15 protein-coding genes and 1 riboswitch are annotated in these 19,134 nt (G+C 44.5%); of the genes, 9 read left to right on the forward strand and 6 right to left on the reverse strand.

Features of this window, described 5'->3' with window-relative positions:
- Window position 1 precedes the first annotated feature (1 nt).
- The 5 genes from HMPREF9186_RS04735 to HMPREF9186_RS04755 form a co-directional block, all read right to left on the reverse strand.
- Window positions 2-1,186, reverse strand: a complete 1,185-nt coding sequence (locus HMPREF9186_RS04735; RefSeq protein WP_009731672.1) for an alanine/glycine:cation symporter family protein — start codon at window positions 1,184-1,186, stop codon at window positions 2-4.
- 102 nt (window positions 1,187-1,288) lie between these two features.
- A riboswitch (glycine riboswitch) is annotated at window positions 1,289-1,383 on the reverse strand.
- Between the two features lie 129 nt (window positions 1,384-1,512).
- Window positions 1,513-2,931 carry a C69 family dipeptidase gene (locus HMPREF9186_RS04740; protein ID WP_009731673.1) on the reverse strand — a complete coding sequence of 473 codons (1,419 nt, stop codon included), beginning with the start codon at window positions 2,929-2,931 and terminating at the stop codon, window positions 1,513-1,515.
- 440 nt (window positions 2,932-3,371) lie between these two features.
- On the reverse strand, window positions 3,372-5,711 hold the full coding sequence (locus HMPREF9186_RS04745; protein ID WP_009731674.1) for an endonuclease MutS2: 2,340 nt from the start codon (window positions 5,709-5,711) through the stop codon (window positions 3,372-3,374).
- A 73-nt stretch (window positions 5,712-5,784) separates the two neighbouring features.
- A complete protein-coding gene (locus tag HMPREF9186_RS04750) occupies window positions 5,785-6,339 on the reverse strand; it encodes a CvpA family protein (protein ID WP_009731675.1) in 555 nt (184 codons plus the stop codon).
- Between the two features lie 10 nt (window positions 6,340-6,349).
- A complete protein-coding gene (locus HMPREF9186_RS04755; protein WP_009731676.1) occupies window positions 6,350-6,640 on the reverse strand; it encodes a hypothetical protein in 291 nt (96 codons plus the stop codon).
- Between the two features lie 137 nt (window positions 6,641-6,777).
- Between HMPREF9186_RS04755 and rnhC the strand changes: the two genes are divergently transcribed.
- The 3 genes from rnhC (at window position 6,778) to recD2 (ending at window position 10,827) form a co-directional block, all read left to right on the forward strand.
- Window positions 6,778-7,674 carry a ribonuclease HIII gene (gene rnhC / locus HMPREF9186_RS04760; RefSeq protein WP_037613938.1) on the forward strand — a complete coding sequence of 299 codons (897 nt, stop codon included), beginning with the start codon at window positions 6,778-6,780 and terminating at the stop codon, window positions 7,672-7,674.
- A gap of 3 nt (window positions 7,675-7,677) precedes the next feature.
- Complete coding sequence (lepB, locus tag HMPREF9186_RS04765; protein ID WP_037613940.1) at window positions 7,678-8,328, forward strand: signal peptidase I; 651 nt, start codon at window positions 7,678-7,680, stop codon at window positions 8,326-8,328.
- Between the two features lie 66 nt (window positions 8,329-8,394).
- Window positions 8,395-10,827 carry an SF1B family DNA helicase RecD2 gene (gene recD2 / locus HMPREF9186_RS04770; protein WP_009731679.1) on the forward strand — a complete coding sequence of 811 codons (2,433 nt, stop codon included), beginning with the start codon at window positions 8,395-8,397 and terminating at the stop codon, window positions 10,825-10,827.
- Between the two features lie 8 nt (window positions 10,828-10,835).
- On the opposite strand, the gene dinB is transcribed toward recD2, so the two are convergent.
- On the reverse strand, window positions 10,836-11,942 hold the full coding sequence (gene dinB / locus HMPREF9186_RS04775; protein ID WP_009731680.1) for a DNA polymerase IV: 1,107 nt from the start codon (window positions 11,940-11,942) through the stop codon (window positions 10,836-10,838).
- A gap of 260 nt (window positions 11,943-12,202) precedes the next feature.
- Between dinB and pflB the strand changes: the two genes are divergently transcribed.
- From pflB to HMPREF9186_RS04805, 6 genes are all read left to right on the forward strand, one after another.
- Window positions 12,203-14,518 carry a formate C-acetyltransferase gene (gene pflB, locus HMPREF9186_RS04780; protein ID WP_009731681.1) on the forward strand — a complete coding sequence of 772 codons (2,316 nt, stop codon included), beginning with the start codon at window positions 12,203-12,205 and terminating at the stop codon, window positions 14,516-14,518.
- A 418-nt stretch (window positions 14,519-14,936) separates the two neighbouring features.
- The gene (locus HMPREF9186_RS04785; RefSeq protein ID WP_009731683.1) at window positions 14,937-15,695 is read left to right on the forward strand and encodes a threonine/serine exporter family protein; all 759 of its coding nucleotides are present in this window, start codon (window positions 14,937-14,939) and stop codon (window positions 15,693-15,695) included.
- Between the two features lie 4 nt (window positions 15,696-15,699).
- Window positions 15,700-16,167, forward strand: a complete 468-nt coding sequence (locus tag HMPREF9186_RS04790; protein ID WP_037614050.1) for a threonine/serine exporter family protein — start codon at window positions 15,700-15,702, stop codon at window positions 16,165-16,167.
- A 106-nt stretch (window positions 16,168-16,273) separates the two neighbouring features.
- Window positions 16,274-16,498: a hypothetical protein gene (locus HMPREF9186_RS04795; RefSeq protein WP_009731685.1), complete on the forward strand. Its 225-nt coding sequence runs from the start codon at window positions 16,274-16,276 to the stop codon at window positions 16,496-16,498.
- Window positions 16,499-16,689: 191 nt separating this feature from the next.
- Entirely contained in the window at window positions 16,690-17,862 is a 1,173-nt protein-coding gene (locus HMPREF9186_RS04800; RefSeq protein ID WP_009731686.1) for a hydroxymethylglutaryl-CoA synthase, read from the forward strand.
- Entirely contained in the window at window positions 17,862-19,124 is a 1,263-nt protein-coding gene (locus HMPREF9186_RS04805; RefSeq protein ID WP_009731687.1) for a hydroxymethylglutaryl-CoA reductase, degradative, read from the forward strand. Before HMPREF9186_RS04800 ends, HMPREF9186_RS04805 begins: the two co-directional genes overlap by 1 nt.
- Window positions 19,125-19,134: the final 10 nt, after the last annotated feature.

A 19,134-nucleotide genomic window follows, 5' to 3' on the forward strand; every position in this document is an offset into this window, starting at 1 on the left:
ATTATTTCTTAAAGTAGCCTTTACTTTCTTTGATAATGACTGGGGAGAGGGCCAAGAGCGCAATCAAGTTGGGTAGAGCCATAAGCCCATTGACGATATCTGCAATCACCCAGACCAGATCTAATTTTAGGAAACCGCCTAGTCCAACCATTAAGACAAAGAAGATCCGGTAGAGATTGATATGTTTGACACCAAACAGGAATTCGAAACACCGTTCTCCGTAGTAAGACCATCCAAGAATGGTCGTTGTCGCAAACAGCACCAAGCACAGCGTTAAGATAATGCCTCCAACTGGGCCAAAGACACCTGTAAACGTATCCTGAGTCAAGGTACTCGTGCTGCCCTTGGCCATCCACTCACCTGATACCAGAAGAGACAGCCCTGTCAAACTACAGATGATAATGGTATCAATAAAGGTCCCTGTCATCGAGATCAAGCCCTGCTCGACAGGTTCATTGGTCTTCGCAGCAGCTGCTGCAATGGGGGCCGATCCAAGGCCCGATTCATTGGAGAAGACACCACGCGCCACCCCTTTTTGGATGGCCATTTTGACCGTTGCTCCTGCAAAACCTCCCATGGCTGCAGTCCCTGTGAAGGCACCTGAAAAGACCGATTTTAAGGCTGGAAGCAATTGGTCTAGATGCAAGGAAATGATCGTGACAGTCGCAAAGATATAGGCAGCAGCCATAAAAGGAACCACTTTTTCAGAGACTTTGGAAATCCAGTGAATCCCACCAAAGATAACGGTCGAAACCACCAGAGCAATCACTACGCTAGCCACTTCTGGAGCCGTTCCAAAACTCGCTTGGAGGGATCCCGTAATGGAATTGACCTGGGTCATAGTTCCGATCCCAAAGAGGGCCACTAGAACTCCTGCAACCGCAAAGAAAATAGCTAGCGGTCGCCACTTCTCTCCCATTCCGTGAAGAATGTAGTACATCGGACCACCCGAGATATGGCCATTGTCATCCTTGGTCCGATAACGAATGGCTAAGAGCCCTTCTGCGTACTTGGTCGCCATTCCAAAGAAGGCCGCCATCCACATCCAAAAGAGGGCCCCTGGGCCACCTGTCTGAATCGCTGTCGCTACCCCTACAATATTCCCTGTCCCTACCAAGAGCACCAAAAGCGGGGCGCCCCACACTAGATTATCGAGTTGCTGAAAAAACTGCAATACATGATCCATTCTTTGCCTCCTTTTTCATCGACCGCTCGACAGAAAAGAGAAAAAGAAAGAGCACATGTCAAACATGCACTCTGGTCCTGCTTAAAATAGGGGACTTCCCCTATTCTTCGCTCTGTCCTTTTACCTGAGAGTTTGAGTAGATGCATCCTCTACCTTGCCCCTTCGGTGCCATTTCTGGTCTCTCCAGAGTTCCGTCCATTCACAGTCACTCACGCTCCTGCAAACTTCATTCGGTCGTATGTAATTTTCTCTATTCTAATTGATTTTCAAAACTTTGTCAAAGATTAATGAAAATATCTTGCAAGATTTCTGCAAATGCACGGTTTTTAATCACTCAAGGAGAAGTGATTGGTCATGAGGTTGCTAGCATCTAGCAAAATCTTGTCTAAGAGTTGATCTGTCGCTTCCTGGATTTGATCACTCATGGCTTGGTTTTCCGCCTCAAAATCGACGGTTTCACCTGCTGCAAGGGCACGATCGACTTTATTGATGCGTGCATGTCCCCAAGCCATTGTCGATTCTTGGTAATCATCTAGATCGCCAACATGGTGGGCATAGTGAGGATCTGCTAGTCCTGCAATAATCCGGTTAGCCCAGTAAAAGGAATTAGTCGTGACTTTAGCTGTCGTATTGGCAAAGTAGTCTGGCGTTGTATTCACTTGGGTAAAGAAAGGGACAGCTGTGTTGTATGGCATGGAGCCGTAAGAAAGCCATTGGATGCCTGTCGTTTCCTGTGGTTTATTGGGACGCAATTGAAGAATCGCTGTCTGACTGGTCCGGTTGATCCCGATCGTCCGGAAGGTCCGCTGACTTACCTGATCTCCTTCTGGTCCATATGGATCGTAGATGGTATCTTGGTAGTGGTTGCTCAAGACATATTTGACATCTTCAATCGTCACCTTGCGATAGGGCTTTTGACACCAAGGAATCTCAAAATTCCGTGGATCCTGCTCGATTTCAGGATTTAGGAAACGCTGGATGGCCCAAGCCCGCGGTGTATTGTAGTGGCGGTCCTTGTCTTTTTGGCTACCAAAAGCATAGCGTGGATTGAAACCTTTGCCTTTTTGATCCAGAATCAAATGGTGCTCTGCGACAAAGTTCTCAAGATCTGGGTCACAGAGAAACTCGGCTGGATTTCCAAATTCAAAATAATCACTTCCCAGTTGGTTCGGGTTGGTCACATAGGCATCATCTGGGACACGGCGTGCCATCCAGTGGTGACCTCCGATGGTTTCCAACCACCAGATTTCATGGACGTCTGAAATAGCAATCCCATTAGACTCATAGGTTCCGTACTCTTCTAAAATCTTTCCGAGACGCAAAACCCCTTCGCGGGCAGTCTTGACATAAGGCAAGACCAAGGTCAGCATGTCTTCCTCACCGATGCCACTCTCTACAAGAGGATCTGCCCCTAGCACACGGCTATTGGTCGTAATGGTCTCTGTTTCACTCATGGCAACATTATAGACATTGATCCCAGCTTCTCCCCAGATCCCGTCCTTAGGAATGGCATCTGGAACTGCTGTATAGCGAACTGGATTATCTGGTAAGTCAATCTCAAAAGTGGATAAGACAGACTTGTAATGACGCGGTTGATCTTCTGGTTTGACCACGATCCATTTCTTAGGTGTAAAGGCCCCATTTTGAGAATCCTCTGTCCGTGCTACAATCGTTGAACCATCATAGCTAGCATTTTTTCCGACTAGAATCGTTGTACACGAATCTGCACTTTCACGTTTACGCATGTGTATCCTCCCAAATCATTCATTGCCTTTATTATAGCACTTTTAAAAAGAAGGACCTACTGAAAATCAGATTTAAAAGCGAATCCTTTTCATCGGCTCTCAATCATTTTCATGATGTCAGATGTAAAAAAACCTAGCTGATAAACAGCAAGATTTTAGAATGTAGATAAAATTTTTACTTAAAACAACTTAACTGATATAGAATAATTAAAACTGATACATACTAATAGGCTCATTCAAACATACACTGAAACTTTCCGCCGTGAGAAAAGTGTCTGAAACACAATTGTTTCAGACACTCGGAAGTTTTGAGACCTTAGGCTCAAAACTAAGTCATGGAACTTCTTCGAAGTTCGCTGACGTCCGTACTCACCTAAGGAAAGTTGCTAAGATAGCTTTTTCTTTAATCTGAATCTAGCTGATAAACAGCTAGGATTCGATTAGCCTTTAAACGTGACAATAGTTGCACCGCTTCCACCTGCATTTTGTGGGGCATATTCAAAACTCTTGACATGCTTGTTGCGGCGGAGGTATTTGGTCACCCCTTCACGGATGACCCCTGTCCCAATCCCGTGGATGATATCGACTTGGGCCATGTTGTTGAGCAGAGCCTGATCGATAAAACCATCTAGCTCTTGCATGGCCTCTTCATAGCGTTTTCCACGGAGGTCCAGACGCGCTCTCGGCCCGCTCGTGTTTGAGCGCTTGACGACATTCACCTGGCGTTTCTTAGGTTGAGCCGCTTCTTTTTCAACCTTGATAAGGTTGAATTCTTTTTCTTCCAAGGTCATCTTGATCAAGCCGACTTGCGCCTCCCAGCGCCCATCTTTGAGTTGCTTGACTAGGGTTCCGCGTTGCCCATAGCTGATAACCAGGATTTCATCTCCGACCTTAGGAGCACGCGCCTTCTTGGCTTTTTTCAAGACCTTATTTTTAGAAAGATCGACGGTCTCAGGAGCTAGTTTTTTCAACTGAGCCTTGGCCTCAATGATCTCATGTGGCTTCAACTGAGATTTGGCGTGAAGACCTTGAAGGATGCGGTCACTCTCTGAAAGTGCCATGTCCACAATTTCCTTGGCTTCTTCTCTTGCCTTATTGAGCTCTGTTTCCCTCTCTCGAGTCAGCTCGTTATAGAGCTTTCGAAGAGCGCGATTGAATTTGAGATTTTCTTGCTCCACTTCTTGAATGGTATCCAAGCGCTTGCGACTCTCTAAGGTCTGCGCCTCCAGTTTTTCAATAATCTGATTGACATCATTGTCCGTATTGGTCATCTTCATGGCATCCTGGATAATGGTCTCAGACAAGCCCAAACGGCGGGCGATCTCAAAAGCATTGGAGCGACCAGGAACTCCTTGCATAAAGCGATAGGTCGGGCGCAGACTCGTTGTGTCAAACTCCATGCTAGCATTTTGCACCCCATCAGTCTCAATTCCATAAGCCTTGAGCTCTGGATAGTGGGTTGTCGCCATGGTCTTAATCCCGCGTAAGCGCAGGTCTTCTAAGATGGCAATGGCAAGGCCAGCCCCCTCTTGGGGATCGGTTCCAGCACCCAACTCATCCAGAAGGATCAAGGAGGCGGTATCTACTTGATGTAAGATCGATACGATATTGGTCATATGACTGGAGAAGGTCGACAAGCTCTGCTCGATCGATTGTTCATCTCCAATATCTGCAAAGACTTGTGAGAAGATGCCCACACGACTACCTGGATCCGCTAGGATGGGAAGACCAGACTGGGCCATAATTTGCGCTAGTCCCAGCGTTTTTAGCATGATGGTTTTACCACCTGTATTGGGACCAGTAATCACGATTTCAGTCAAGTCCTCGGTAAAATGCAGGTCATTCGCGACGGCATTTTCAATCAAGGGATGACGTAGTTGCAAGAGCTGAATAGAGCGATTACTGCTAACCTCTGGTACCACTGCCTTGAAATCACGCATAAACCGATACTTGGCCTTGATCAAGTCCAAGTGACCGATAATCCAAGCGTTGTTAGCAATCTCTGCCGCATGGGGGCGTAGGCTATCAGACAATTCCTCCAGAATCTGAATGATTTCATACCGTTCATCTGCCCTGTGGTTGGCGATTTCTTCATTGAGATTGACCACTGCACGAGGTTCGATATAAACGGTATTCCCACTGGCTGAGATATCGTGGACCACCCCTGCAATCCGGTTGCGATAGGTGTTTTTTACCGGTAGAACATTGCGTCCATTCCGGCTAGCAATCACAGCATCCGCCAACATATCGGCCTTGCTTTTCAGCAGGTCTTGTAGAATCTCTCTGACCTGGTATTCATTTTCCTGGATGCGGCGACGGATTTTAGCCAATTTTTCGCTGGCAAAAGACTCGACAAAGCCTCCTTCGTTGATAGCTTGAAGCCCACCTTGTAAGCGGGGCAAATCCACCAAGTTGTCAAAGAGGCGATGGAGCCTTTCCAGACGGACATTTTCCAAGTTGTCGTAGAAATCCTTGAGCTCATGTGTTACCCGAAGGACTGCTTTTAGCGCTAATAATTCATCGATATTGAGGGCCGCCCCCATCTCCAAACGCTTGGCCACTGGACGGACATCTTGAATGGTCGACACGGCAAAACGAGGCTCTTCCAAGAGGATCTGCTCCATATCTTCTAGCTCCATAAAGGCCGTTTCGATGGTTTCTTTTTTATCAGTTGGAGTAAGGACTGCTAGCTCCATCTCCCCTTGTTCTGTCTGTAGATAGGGTTCAAAAAGTTGCTTGACCTTGTCAAACTCCAGAATATCTAAGATTTTTTTATTCATGTTTCTCCTACAAAAAAAGTGAGCGTCCTTCCTTGAATCGGACTTGTCTCACTCCTTTCTTCATTTTTGCTCCTTAAGCTCCGATAATCGCAGTCACCCACAAGTTGTGGAACAGACTGGAACTGATCGGGGTATGAAGGATGATAAAGCGGATCAATCCACTTGCATTTAGTCTATTTTGGATGGAAGCCATGGGAACCGTTGAGAGAACAGTCAAGCCCATCTGAATCACCAAGAGGGTTATCACGACGGCGATCACACCTGCTCCAATTTGATACTTGCGATCCTCCAATTTTTCTGGCTGGGGAACCAAGTGCATAAAGATTCCAATCACGCGGCCGATCAAATAAACCAGCACAAAAATCAACACATAAGCCATCCCTGCATAAAAGATGTCATCTAATTGAAACAGGTAGCGGTTGGCATAAAAATAATTTACCGATTGCTGGGTGGGACTCGAAAAAGGAACCCATAGAGACAAAACCTTAGCCAGTCCCTTGTAGCTACCACCTGCAATCAAGAGGGCTACCAAGGTCACTAGAAAGTAATAGGATTGGAGGATGATGCCTCTTGCATAGCCAATATAAAAGCTCCATGCCAAAATCAATAAGATTAAGAAAGTTAACATGTATCTCCTCTTATTTGGATGATTTATCCTTTAAGTCGTCTAAAGCTTTGCGACGAAAATCATCTAGTTCTGTTTCCTTGTCGTCAAACTCAATCTCTCGATTCAGTTGCATAGACAAACTATTTACTGCCAATAAAATGGCGATGGTTTCATCGTCAGCCTCCGGCATTTGTTCTTTAATTGCTTGGTATTTTTCTCTTGCAACACGTTCGACTTCTTCCATAAACAAATTATCATGGTTGGTTGTTAAAGTGAGCGCTTTGTTTCCAAATGTAAATTTATATCTATTTAAGCTCGCCATAAAAATCACCTCACGGTATTATATCAAAAAAGGGGCGCTTTGTCAGTAGCAAAGGCCCTCTTCAAGGCGATTTTCTTAAGGGATTCTTTCTTTCTTTTTGCTCCCTCTCTCCCTGAATTTGTGGTACAATAGTGGTTATGGAAAGTATGACACTCACTCCAACACAGGAGCAAATCCTTGATTTTGTCCATACCTATCGCAGTTCTCTCACTCAAAGCAAGAACCCACATATGGATTATTTCTTTCGACTAGAGGGAGCGACCGTTTCGATCTACAAGTCTGGAAAGGTCCTGCTCCAGGGCAATGACCTCACTCCTTACCTGACCTTTTTCGGGCAAGATGCTGGGAACCTTAAGCGTTCTACTTCATCTGCACGACAAGATCTAGCCATGATCGGAACCGATGAGGTCGGAAACGGCTCTTATTTTGGTGGACTCACCGTTGTCGCATCCTTTGTGACACCTGACCAGCACGACTGGCTCAAAAAGCTCGGTGTTGGAGATTCGAAGACCTTGGATGATCGAAAAATTCAGCAATTGGCTCCTCTCCTTGAGGAAAATATCCAGCACCAAGCACTCTTATTGTCTCCAAAGAAGTATAATGAAGTGATCGCTTCTGGTTACAATGCTGTTTCGGTCAAGGTAGCCCTGCACAATCAGGCCATCTACCTTCTGTTAAATAAAGGAGTCCAAGCAGAGCGAATTGTGATTGATGCCTTTACAACTGCTAAAAACTACCAAAAATACGTAAAAGCTGAAAAAAATCAGGTCACGCAAACCATTGATTTGGAAGAAAAAGCTGAAAGCAAGTACCTAGCTGTTGCAGTTAGCTCCATCATCGCCCGCAATCTCTTCCTACAAAATCTGGAAGATCTGGGCAAGGAACTAGGCTTTAATCTCCCAAGTGGAGCAGGAGCTAAGTCCGATCAAGTAGCGGCTAAATTGCTCCAGTCTTATGGGATGAAGGCTCTGGATTATTGTGCCAAACTCCATTTTAAAAACACAGAAAAAGCAAAGAAATTACTAGAAAGATAAGTTATGTCAAAAAGAAGTTCAAAACAGAAATCGAGCTCACCAGTGGTGAGATTCCTTAAAGAATGGGGCCTCTTCAGTATTATCGTTGGTCTTATCATCGCTTCTCGCATCTACCTCTGGGCTCCCGTCAAGGTGGATGGCCATTCGATGGATCCTACCTTAGCTGATAGCGAGTACCTTCTTGTGGTCAACCATCTCTCGATCGATCGCTTCGACATTGTCGTTGCTAGCGAAAAAGACGACGACGGCAAAACCAAGGACATTGTCAAACGGGTCATCGGTCTTCCTGGAGATACCATCCAGTATGACAACGATACCCTCTATATCAATGGAAAGAAAACCGATGAGCCCTATTTAAAAGACTACATCGCTCGCTTCAAAAAAGATAAATTGCAATCGACCTACACTGGAAAAGGGTTCGAAGAAAATGGAGAACTCTTCCGCCAATTGGCCAATACAGCCCAAGCCTTTACGGTAGACAAGGATGGCAATACAAAATTCACCTTGAAGTTACTGGACAATGAATACCTCTTACTTGGAGACGACCGGATCGTTTCAAAAGATAGCCGTCAGGTCGGAGCTTTCAAAAAAGAACAAATCAAAGGGCAAGCCGTCTTTAGACTTTGGCCTATCTACCCCTTCAAAACGTATTAGTATAGATTAACAGACTGAGGCTGAGACAAGTATGTCCCAGCCTTGCTTTATAAAAAGGAAAAAATGATGGAATATTATTTTTCAGGCACCATCGAGCGCATTATTTTTGAAAATCCTAGCAGTTTTTTTCGAATTCTCTTGCTCGATATCAGCGATACAGATGCCGAAGATTTTGACAATTTTGAAATCATTGTAACGGGGACTATGGCAGACATCATAGAAGGCGAAGACTACACCTTCTGGGGAGAGTTGGTCCATCATCCCAAATACGGAGAACAACTTAAAATCAGTCGCTACGAACGAGCTAAACCCACTAGCAAAGGATTGGTGAAATATTTTTCCAGTGATCACTTTAAAGGGATTGGTCTCAAAACCGCTCAAAAGATCGTTGATCTCTATGGCGACAACACCATCGATAAAATTCTTGAGGCTCCTGAAAAATTAGAAGAAATCGCAGGCCTCTCCAAGAAAAACCGCTTGGCTTTTGTGGGCAAGCTCCGTCAGAATTATGGAACAGAACGCATTCTCGCCCAACTAGCTAATTACGGAATTCCCAATAAATTGGCCTTTCAGATCCAAGATTTCTACAAAGAAGAAACGCTCCAAATTGTGGAGCAACAGCCCTACCAATTGGTGGAAGATATCCAAGGCATGGGCTTTAAAATCGCGGACCAATTGGCCGAAGAGCTTGGCATTGCCAGTGACGCCCCTGAACGTTTCCGTGCGGGGCTGATTCACAGCCTCTTTAGCTATTCTATCGAGACAGGAAATACCTATATCGAAGCCAAGGACCTCTTACGCTACACTATTGATCTCTTAGAATCTGCACGACCAGTAGAATTGGATCCTTCCACTGTCGCCCAAGAATTAGGCCACCTCATCGAGGAAGACAAGGTCCAAAACATGGATACTAAGATTTTTGACAACAGCCTCTTCTTTGCGGAGGAAGGCATTCGCAGTCACATCGGTCGATTGTTGGAAAAAGGAAAGCAAGCTTCATTTGAAGCTGAGAAAATCAACCAGGCTATTGCGCAAGTTGAAAAAGATTTGGGGATCCACTACGATGCCATTCAAAAAGAGGCCATTCACCAAGCCATCCAAAACAAGGTCTTTATCCTCACTGGGGGACCGGGGACAGGAAAGACCACGGTTATCAAAGGGATGATTAGTGTCTATGCCCAACTCCACCAGTTGGATCTTCGGAAGAAACAAGACCTGCCGATCCTCTTGGCTGCCCCAACGGGACGGGCTGCTCGGCGCATGAATGAACTGACAGGACTTCCGAGTGCTACCATCCACCGCCATTTGGGGATGACAGGAGATGATGACACCAGCCACTTAGAGGACTATCTGGACGCCGACTTTATCATTGTGGACGAATTTTCCATGGTTGATACCTGGCTGGCCAATCAATTGCTCAGCAATATCGCAACCGATACCAAACTCTTGATTGTGGGAGATGCAGACCAATTACCATCTGTCAGTCCTGGCCAGGTCTTAGCTGATCTCTTGCAGATCCCAAGCATCCCTCAGACCAAACTCGAACATATTTTCCGACAGAGTGAAGATTCGACCATTGTCTCCCTGGCAGGAGACATTCGCCAGGGTAAACTTCCCCATGACTTCACGGAACGAAAAGCCGACCGCTCATACTTCGAAGCTGGAAGCGAACATATCCCTAAGATGATTGAACAGATCACCTCTGCTGCCCTTCGCAGTCAGATCCCGGCTAAAGATATCCAAGTCTTAGCTCCTATGTACAAGGGCCAGGCCGGCATTGACAACATCAATACACTCATGCAAGACCTTCTCAATCCAGCTGTCAAAGATCAGGTCGTCTTTGACACGCCAGACTGCCAATACCGTGATGGGGATAAGGTCATCCATCTGGTCAACGATGCGGAAAGCAATGTCTTTAATGGAGATATTGGCTACATCACCGACCTTCTACCAGGAAAATATACAGAATCCAAGCAAGATGAATTGACCATTCAATTTGATGGCAATGAAATCGTCTACCCGCGCAATGAATGGTACAAAATTCGCCTAGCTTACGCCATGAGTATTCACAAATCGCAAGGAAGCGAATTTCCTGTGGTGATTTTACCCATTACTAATCAAAACCACCGGATGTTGCAGCGTAATTTGATCTATACCGCCATCACGCGCTCAAAGAGCAAGCTGATTCTCTTAGGAGAATACAGCGCCTTTGATTTCGCCACTAAAAATACAGGTACAGCGCGCAAGACCTATTTGGTGGAGCGCTTCAAGGACCTGGATGGAGGCGCAGGCACCAAAGACTCTTCTTCAGCCGTTACCACAGCTTCTGCTACAGTCGAATCTGCACGAAGAAAGGAAGAAACTGTTGAAAGGAAGGCTGATCCTGACGAACCGACTGTCTATCGACTGACTGAAGACAATCTCCACACCATCTCTCCTATGATCGGACTGACTGAAGAAGAGATTGCATCCTTTTTTGACAGTAAAAAAGACGACTAGTGAATAGACTAGTTGTCTTTTTCTTCCTCTACCAGAGGCAGTTCAGTATGATCAACAAAGTTAGTCATGGTGACCCCCAAAAGGCGAATTCCCATATTTGTCGACTCAATCTCTTGGAAAATGTGACGAGCTGATCGGTTGATGCGCTCAGCATCTCGCGTTGGCTCCGTCAGGGTGATGCGCTTGGTCAGGGTGGTGAAGTCTGCATCGCGCACCTTTAAGACTAAAGTCTTGCCTTGCTTCCCATGTTTTTCAAGCGATTGAGCTACCTTGCTGGACAGATTGGCAATTTCTTCTAAAATATCATCTTCTGCATAAAGGAGCTTGCGGTAGGTCCGCTCTTTTCCAATAGACTTCCGGATTCGATGATTTTTGACAGGGCTATTGTGAATACCTCTGGCCTTACGGAAGAGATCGTAGCCAAAGCGACCAAAACGATCGATCAAGGTCATCTCCGGAATATCCAACAGATCGGCACCAGTATAGACCCCCATCTCGTGTAGACGCTCCACTGTCTTTTTTCCCACCCCATGAAATTTGGCAATGTCCATCTGGCCCAGAAAATCCTCAGCATCCTCCGGCAAGACCACCGTCAAACCACGGGGTTTCTGATAGTCACTTGCCATCTTGGCCAAAAACTTATTATAAGAGACCCCAGCAGAGGCTGTCAGATGTAGCTCTTCCCAGATAGCGTGCTGAATCAAGCGGGCAATTTTGACAGCTGATTTGCTCTGAATTTTATTTTCCGTCACATCCAGATAGGCTTCGTCAATACTCATGGGCTCGATGAGATCCGTATAGCGCCTAAAAATCTCACGAACTTGCTCACCCACTTCTCGGTATTTTTCATAATTCCCAGAAATAAAGATTGCTTTGGGGCAGAGTTCCAACGCTTCTTTGGAACTCATAGCCGAGTGGATCCCGTATTTTCGAGCCTCATAGTTGCAGGTTGATACAACCCCTCTTCCCCCTGACTGTCGAGGGTCCTGGCCAATCACAAGCGGTTGGCCTTTCAAACTAGGATTGTCTCTTTCTTCGACAGCTGCAAAAAATGCATCCATATCAATATGAATAATCTTACGACTTGTATCGTTCACTAATGGAAATATCAGCATTTTTCGCCCTCCTTTTTCTATTATAAAAATAAAATTTCGGAATTGCAAAAATCGACATTCACCCAATTCTTGGAAATTGATGGAAATAATTTTCGGTTTTCAAAAATATAGTACAGTATGGGAAGAATATCAAAACTGTATTATAAAAGAATCTGCCATTTTCCGCGATTCTTCTTTGTGTAACCGATTTCTGTATGGTATACTACTAGTGTAAATGCAACAGATGTAGTTGCTAGAAAGACAAATAGAGGAAAATACAAATGGTTGTTAAAACAGTTGTTGAAGCACAAGATATTTTTGACAAAGCTTGGGAAGGCTTCAAAGGTGAAGATTGGAAAGAAAAAGCAAGCGTTTCTCGCTTCGTTCAAGCTAACTACACTCCTTATGATGGAGATGAAAGCTTCCTAGCTGGTCCAACTGAACGTTCTCTTCATATCAAGAAAATTGTTGAAGAAACGAAAGCTCATTATGAAGAAACTCGTTTCCCATACGATACACGTCCAACTTCTATCGCTGATATTGATGCTGGATACATCGACAAAGAAAACGAAGTGATCTTCGGTATCCAAAACGATGAGTTGTTCAAATTGAACTTCATGCCTCGTGGTGGTATCCGTATGGCGGAAACTACTTTGAAAGAAAATGGCTATGAACCAGATCCAGCTGTTCATGAAATCTTCACTAAATATGTTACAACTGTAAACGATGGTATCTTCCGTGCTTATACTACAAACATCCGTCGTGCACGTCACGCTCACACTGTAACTGGTCTTCCAGATGCATACTCACGTGGACGTATCATCGGGGTTTATGCTCGTTTGGCCCTTTATGGTGCTGACTACTTGATGGCTGAAAAAGCAAACGACTGGAACGCGATTACTGAAATCGATGAAGAATCAATTCGTCTTCGTGAAGAAGTAAACCTTCAATACCAAGCACTTAAAGAAGTTGTTAAATTGGGTGAACTTTATGGTGTAGACGTACGTCGTCCTGCCTTCGATACAAAAGAAGCAATCCAATGGACAAACATCGCCTTCATGGCTGTCTGCCGTGTGATCAACGGTGCTGCTACTTCTCTTGGACGTGTGCCAATCGTTTTGGATATCTATGCTGAACGTGACTTGGCTCGTGGTACATTTACTGAATCAGAAATCCAAGAATTTGTTGATGATTTCGTTATGAAATTGCGTACTGTTAAATTTGCTCGTACAAAAGCTTACGACCAATTGTACTCAGGTGACCCAACCTTCATCACAACTTCTATGGCTGGTATGGGTAACGACGGACGTCACCGTGTTACTAAGATGGACTTCCGTTTCTTGAACACTTTGGACAACATCGGTAACTCTCCAGAACCAAACTTGACAGTTCTTTGGACTGACAAATTGCCATATAGCTTCCGTCGCTACTGTATGCACATGAGCCACAAACACTCTTCTATCCAATACGAAGGGGTAACAACAATGGCTAAAGACGGATACGGTGAAATGAGCTGTATCTCATGTTGTGTATCTCCACTTGACCCAGAAAACGAAGAACAACGTCATAACATCCAGTACTTCGGTGCTCGTGTAAACGTGCTTAAAGCTCTTCTTACTGGATTGAACGGTGGTTACGACGACGTTCATAAAGACTACAAAGTATTTGATATCGATCCTATCCGTGACGAAGTTCTTGAATTCGAATCTGTGAAAGCAAACTTCGAAAAATCACTTGACTGGTTGACTGATACTTACGTAGATGCTTTGAACATCATCCACTACATGACTGATAAGTACAACTACGAAGCGGTTCAAATGGCCTTCTTGCCAACTCACCAACGTGCTAACATGGGATTCGGTATCTGTGGATTTGCTAACACTGTTGATACATTGTCAGCTATCAAGTACGCTACAGTTAAACCAATCCGTGATGAAAATGGCTACATCTACGATTACGAAACAATCGGTGAATACCCACGTTGGGGTGAAGATGATCCTCGTTCTAACGAATTGGCAGAATGGTTGATCGAAGCTTACACTACTCGTCTCCGCAGCCACAAACTTTACAAGAACGCTGAAGCAACAGTTTCACTTTTGACTATCACTTCTAACGTTGCTTACTCTAAACAAACTGGTAACTCTCCAGTCCACAAAGGGGTATACCTCAACGAAGATGGTTCTGTGAACTTGTCTAAATTGGAATTCTTCTCACCAGGTGCTAACCCATCTAACAAAGCGAAAGGTGGTTGGTTGCAAAACTTGAACTCACTTGCTAGTCTTGACTTTGGTTATGCAGCTGACGGTATCTCTTTGACAACTCAAGTATCACCTCGTGCTCTTGGTAAAACTCGTGACGAACAAGTTGATAACTTGGTAACTATCCTTGATGGTTACTTCGAAAACGGTGGACAACACGTTAACTTGAACGTTATGGACTTGAACGATGTTTACGAAAAGATCATGAGCGGTGAAGACGTTATCGTTCGTATCTCTGGATACTGCGTAAACACTAAATACCTCACTCCAGAACAAAAAACTGAATTGACACAACGTGTCTTCCACGAAGTTCTTTCAATGGATGATGCATTGAGCTAAGATTCAAGCAAATCATATAAACCAGTCGGAAACGGCTGGTTTTTTTCATCCCATCGTAAGACTATTCTGAATTTTGAAAGAGTTTGAGAGCTTACAGTATAGCGTTTGACAGCGTTTTCTCCAAGTGTTATAGTAGAGCTGTAAATAAGATAGAAGGGGTGATCCTATGTTTTTAACATTTATTTTCGCTATTATTTGGCTCTTTATTCTGATTGCACTGATCTTTTTAGCAACCCTTCTCGTCCAGGATACGACCGTGCAGCATCACCACCCGAGTTAACGAATGATAAAGCTAAACGAATAGCTCTCTAAAAGGAATTCATAAGGACAAGAAACAAACTAGAATTGTCAAATTTTAGTTCTGTCTCTCGTCCTTTTTTGCTATAATAGAAACAGATTATTTAATAAGAAGGAAATTATGGAAGAGTCAAAACAGATCAACCAAGTGATCGACGTCCTGATGTTAGCTGGAACCCTCCTTATTGAGAGTGGTTCTGAGATTCACCGGGTCGAAGATACCATGATCCGGATCGCCCATTCACAGGGAATCATCGATTGCAATGTTTTAGCGATGCCCGTCGCTATTTTCTTTTCAATTGAAAACGCCAATGTGACGCGCATGAAACGGATCTTACGGACCAATTACAACATTGAAAAAGTCTGCGATGTCAACCAGATCTCTCGTCAACTGGTTTCTGGAGAGTTGGATCTTGACCAAGCCTACCAGGCCTTGAGCGAGTTGAAAAACAAGCGTGTTCCTTATACCAATCTCCAGTTGACCATTGCGGCAACCCTTAGTGCGCCTTTCTTCTCCATCATGTTTGGTGGAAATTTCTACGATGCCATTGGAGCGGGCATTGCAACTGTCTTTGCCTTTGCTTTTTCACTTGTCGTTGATAAATATGTGCGCATTCCTTTTGCCACTGCTTTTGCGGCAGCCTTTGTCTTTGGCTTTTTGGCTCATATCTGGACGCGCTATAGTGGTTTCCCTTCTAATACCGATCTCATCATTGCCGGCTGTGTTATGCCCTTTGTTCCTGGTATTGCCATGACCAATGCTGTTCGCGATCTCATGAATTACCACCTCAACTCTGGGATGAGTAAGCTCTTTGAGACTCTCCTCATTACTCTTGCCCTTGGTGCCGGAACGACCGTCGCCCTTGTCCTTATGAAATAACATGATGAACCTAACTGAATTTTTAATCCAAGCGGTGGCCAGTTTGATTGCCATCATCACCTTTTTAATCGTCCTAAATGTGCAGCGCTCCATGCTGATTCCTGGAGGAATCTTAGGGATGGGCATCTGGCTACTATACTATATTCTAAAAGGGCCTACCAATGTCATCGTAGCAACTTTTATCGCGGCCATTGTCGGCTCCTGTATTAGTCAGATTTTAAGTATCGTCCTCAAGACACCTGTCGTGGTCTTTATGCTGGCTATTCTCGCGCCCTTGGTTCCTGGATATATTTCCTATCGAACCACTTCCTTCTTTGTTAGTGGCCAATACCGGCAAGCAGTAACCAGCGTGACACTGGTTGTTATCCTGGCCTTGGTCATCTCCATCGGGATGGCTAGCGGATCTGTCGTCTTGAAACTCTACCATTCCTACCAACGCTATCAAAAAAGAAAAATGACCAATGCCAACTAGCATTGGTTTTCTAATTTTTATCTATGTAATCGCTTGCTTTATCGCTTAAAAGGAGTACAATAATAGTGGAAAAACAAATTCTTTAAAGGATGCGAGGTGCTGTAGGATGGTAAACAAGTATATCAAGTATCTTCCTTGGATGATCCTAGGAGCCTTCCCCTCCTATCAATCAGCGACTTACTATGCCCGCAATTCATTTGACTTGTTTTATCTGACCTTGAACTTTCTGATTGTGTACATCGCTTTAATCGTCTTCTACGAAAAAGTTCTAAGAGACAAATGCAAAGAACTCTTCATACGGGTCATGAGTAACCCTAAAAAAGATAGCTAAGCATCAGAGTTGAAAAGTCATCTGAGGATGGCTTTTTTATAGATTCTCTATTTTTTATTTGAAACATTGCAAAATCGGTCCCGAGAATGATTTCCTTGCTGATCTAGCTTTTTCAAGGGAGTTTTACCCTTAAATATGGTAAAATAGTAAGGAAATATACTAGTAGATATCAAATTAAAAAGAGGTTAAGAATGACAATTGGGATTGATAAGATTGGTTTTGCGACGAGCCCTTATGTCTTGCGTTTAGAAGATTTGGCCGCTGCTCGGAATACCGATCCTGAAAAATTAAGCAAAGGTCTTCTCTTAAAAGAACAAAGTATTACACCGATCACTGAAGACATTGTCACACTGGCTGCAACTGCTGCAGATGACATTTTGACAGATGAAGATAAAGAAGCGATCGATATGGTGATTCTTGCGACGGAATCTGGGATTGACCAGAGTAAAGCTGCTGCTGTTTTTGTACATGGTTTACTAGACATTCAGCCCTTTGCTCGCTCTTTTGAGATGAAGGAAGCTTGCTATGCTGCAACTGCTGCTTTGGATTATGCCAAACTCCACATTGAAAAATTCCCGCAAAGTAAAGTCCTGGTCATTGCCAGTGACATTGCTAAATACGGAATTGGAACTCCTGGAGAACCAACACAAGGGGCTGGATCAGTTGCTATGCTGATCAGTCAAAACCCGCGTATTTTAGCTTTTAATGATGACAATGTAGCTCAAACACGTGATGTCATGGATTTTTGGCGCCCAAATTATGCAACAACCCCCTTCGTGAATGGTCTCTATTCTACCCAACAATATCTGGATTCCCTAAAAACCACCTGGGCAGAATACCAGAAACGAACAGGTCTCAACCTAAGAGACTTCGCTGCTGTTTGTTTCCATTTGCCTTATCCAAAATTGGCCCTTAAGGGCATGAAAAAAATCTTGGATAAGTCTCTGCCAGAGGATCAAAAGGCCCAGTTACAATACAATTTTGATCAATCTATCTTATACAGCCAACGCATCGGAAATATCTATACTGCATCTCTTTTCCTAGGCTTACTATCTCTGCTTGAAAATCAACCACAACTCAAAGCTGGAGATCGGATTGCCCTCTTTAGCTACGGAAGTGGAGCGGTTGCTGAAATTTTCAGTGCCAATCTTGTCCCTGGATATGAGCAGATGTTGGATTCTAAGCGGATGGAAAAATTGGATCAACGGACGGTTCTCAGTGTTGAGGACTATGAACGACTCTTTTATGAAGAAGTAGACTTAGACCCTAATGGGAATCAAGTTTTTGAGCCTGCTGCTCATCAAACTTATGCTTTGACAGAGATTAAAGAGCACCAACGCATTTACCAGAAAGTAGAAAAATAATGGCACGATTACCAGGTTTTGCAAAACTTTCTCCCACAGAACGCATAGAGGCCTTACTTAGGGAAGGTCTCTTATCTTGGGATGAAGCTCAAATTTTAAAAGAACAAAAGGGACTTCCGATCTCCATTGCAGATCAACTGACAGAAAACGTCTTGTCGACTTTTGACTTACCTTTTAGCCTCGCTCCTTATTTTCTGATCAATGGCCGCGACTACCTCCTTCCCATGGTCACTGAAGAGCCTTCTGTGGTCGCTGCAGCTAGCTTTGCGGCCAAGCTCATTCAACGCTCAGGCGGTTTTACTACCCAAGTGCACCAACGCCAAATGATCGGTGAGATTGCTCTATCGGATGTTGAGGATGTAGAAGTTGCCAGCAAGCGCATCCTCGAAGACAAGGAAACCCTGCTTCAGCTCGCTAATGAGGCCTATCCTTCGATCGTCAAGCGTGGAGGTGGAGCACGGGATCTTTGGCTTGAACACAAAGGGAACTTTCTCATTGTGTACTTGGCGGTTGACCCAAAAGAAGCCATGGGAGCCAATATGCTCAACACCATGCTGGAAGCTCTAACGGATCGAATCCAAAAACTCTCTGGTGGGCAAGTCTTAATGGCGATTTTATCCAATTTAGCTACTCGCTCCTTAGTGAGTGCACGGTGTGCTATCGATTTTAAAGCACTGAGTCGAAATCCTGAGGAAGCCATTGAGATTGCCCACCGGATGGAGCTAGCTAGCCAACTGGCTCAAGTGGATCCTTACCGTGCAGCCACTCATAACAAGGGGATTTTTAACGGAATTGATGCCTTGGTCCTTGCGACAGGTAATGACTGGCGGGCCATCGAAGCAGGAGCCCATGCCTATGCCGCACAAAGCGGCCCATACAAAGGCTTGAGTCACTGGACAAGTCAGCCAGAAGAGAAAAAACTCTATGGAGAGATCACCCTACCAATGCCAGTTGCAACAAAAGGAGGCTCCATTGGCCTCAACCCTACGGTTCAAGTCAGCCATCGTTTGCTGGGGGAACCTACCGCTATCGAATTAGCAGGTATCATCGCTTCTCTCGGTTTAGCACAGAATTTCGCTGCCTTGAAAGCCTTAGTGACTACAGGTATCCAAGCAGGACATATGAAGCTCCAAGCACGCTCTCTAGCCCTTCTAGCAGGAGCCAAGGAAGAGGAAGTTCCCCAATTGGTCAACCAACTCCTTGAAAACAAACCCTTTAACATAGAAAAGGCACAAACACTCTTACAAGAATTGAGAAAATGAAAGAACTAAG

Source organism: Streptococcus sp. F0442, from assembly GCF_000314795.2.
Lineage (GTDB): Bacteria > Bacillota > Bacilli > Lactobacillales > Streptococcaceae > Streptococcus.

What these genes read in the sequence shown, in the direction of transcription:
- lepB (WP_037613940.1), top strand. Translation starts at nt 7,678, where the DNA reads ATGTCAAAAAGAAGTTCAAAACAGAAATCGAGCTCACCAGTGGTGAGA.
- HMPREF9186_RS04785 (WP_009731683.1), top strand. Translation starts at nt 14,937, where the DNA reads ATGGAAGAGTCAAAACAGATCAACCAAGTGATCGACGTCCTGATGTTA.
- recD2 (WP_009731679.1), top strand. Translation starts at nt 8,395, where the DNA reads ATGGAATATTATTTTTCAGGCACCATCGAGCGCATTATTTTTGAAAAT.
- HMPREF9186_RS04800 (WP_009731686.1), top strand. Translation starts at nt 16,690, where the DNA reads ATGACAATTGGGATTGATAAGATTGGTTTTGCGACGAGCCCTTATGTC.
- rnhC (WP_037613938.1), top strand. Translation starts at nt 6,778, where the DNA reads ATGGAAAGTATGACACTCACTCCAACACAGGAGCAAATCCTTGATTTT.
- HMPREF9186_RS04795 (WP_009731685.1), top strand. Translation starts at nt 16,274, where the DNA reads ATGGTAAACAAGTATATCAAGTATCTTCCTTGGATGATCCTAGGAGCC.
- HMPREF9186_RS04755 (WP_009731676.1), bottom strand. Translation starts at nt 6,640, where the DNA reads ATGGCGAGCTTAAATAGATATAAATTTACATTTGGAAACAAAGCGCTC.
- HMPREF9186_RS04735 (WP_009731672.1), bottom strand. Translation starts at nt 1,186, where the DNA reads ATGGATCATGTATTGCAGTTTTTTCAGCAACTCGATAATCTAGTGTGG.
- dinB (WP_009731680.1), bottom strand. Translation starts at nt 11,942, where the DNA reads ATGCTGATATTTCCATTAGTGAACGATACAAGTCGTAAGATTATTCAT.
- HMPREF9186_RS04740 (WP_009731673.1), bottom strand. Translation starts at nt 2,931, where the DNA reads ATGCGTAAACGTGAAAGTGCAGATTCGTGTACAACGATTCTAGTCGGA.
- HMPREF9186_RS04805 (WP_009731687.1), top strand. Translation starts at nt 17,862, where the DNA reads ATGGCACGATTACCAGGTTTTGCAAAACTTTCTCCCACAGAACGCATA.
- HMPREF9186_RS04790 (WP_037614050.1), top strand. Translation starts at nt 15,700, where the DNA reads ATGAACCTAACTGAATTTTTAATCCAAGCGGTGGCCAGTTTGATTGCC.
- HMPREF9186_RS04745 (WP_009731674.1), bottom strand. Translation starts at nt 5,711, where the DNA reads ATGAATAAAAAAATCTTAGATATTCTGGAGTTTGACAAGGTCAAGCAA.
- pflB (WP_009731681.1), top strand. Translation starts at nt 12,203, where the DNA reads ATGGTTGTTAAAACAGTTGTTGAAGCACAAGATATTTTTGACAAAGCT.
- HMPREF9186_RS04750 (WP_009731675.1), bottom strand. Translation starts at nt 6,339, where the DNA reads ATGTTAACTTTCTTAATCTTATTGATTTTGGCATGGAGCTTTTATATT.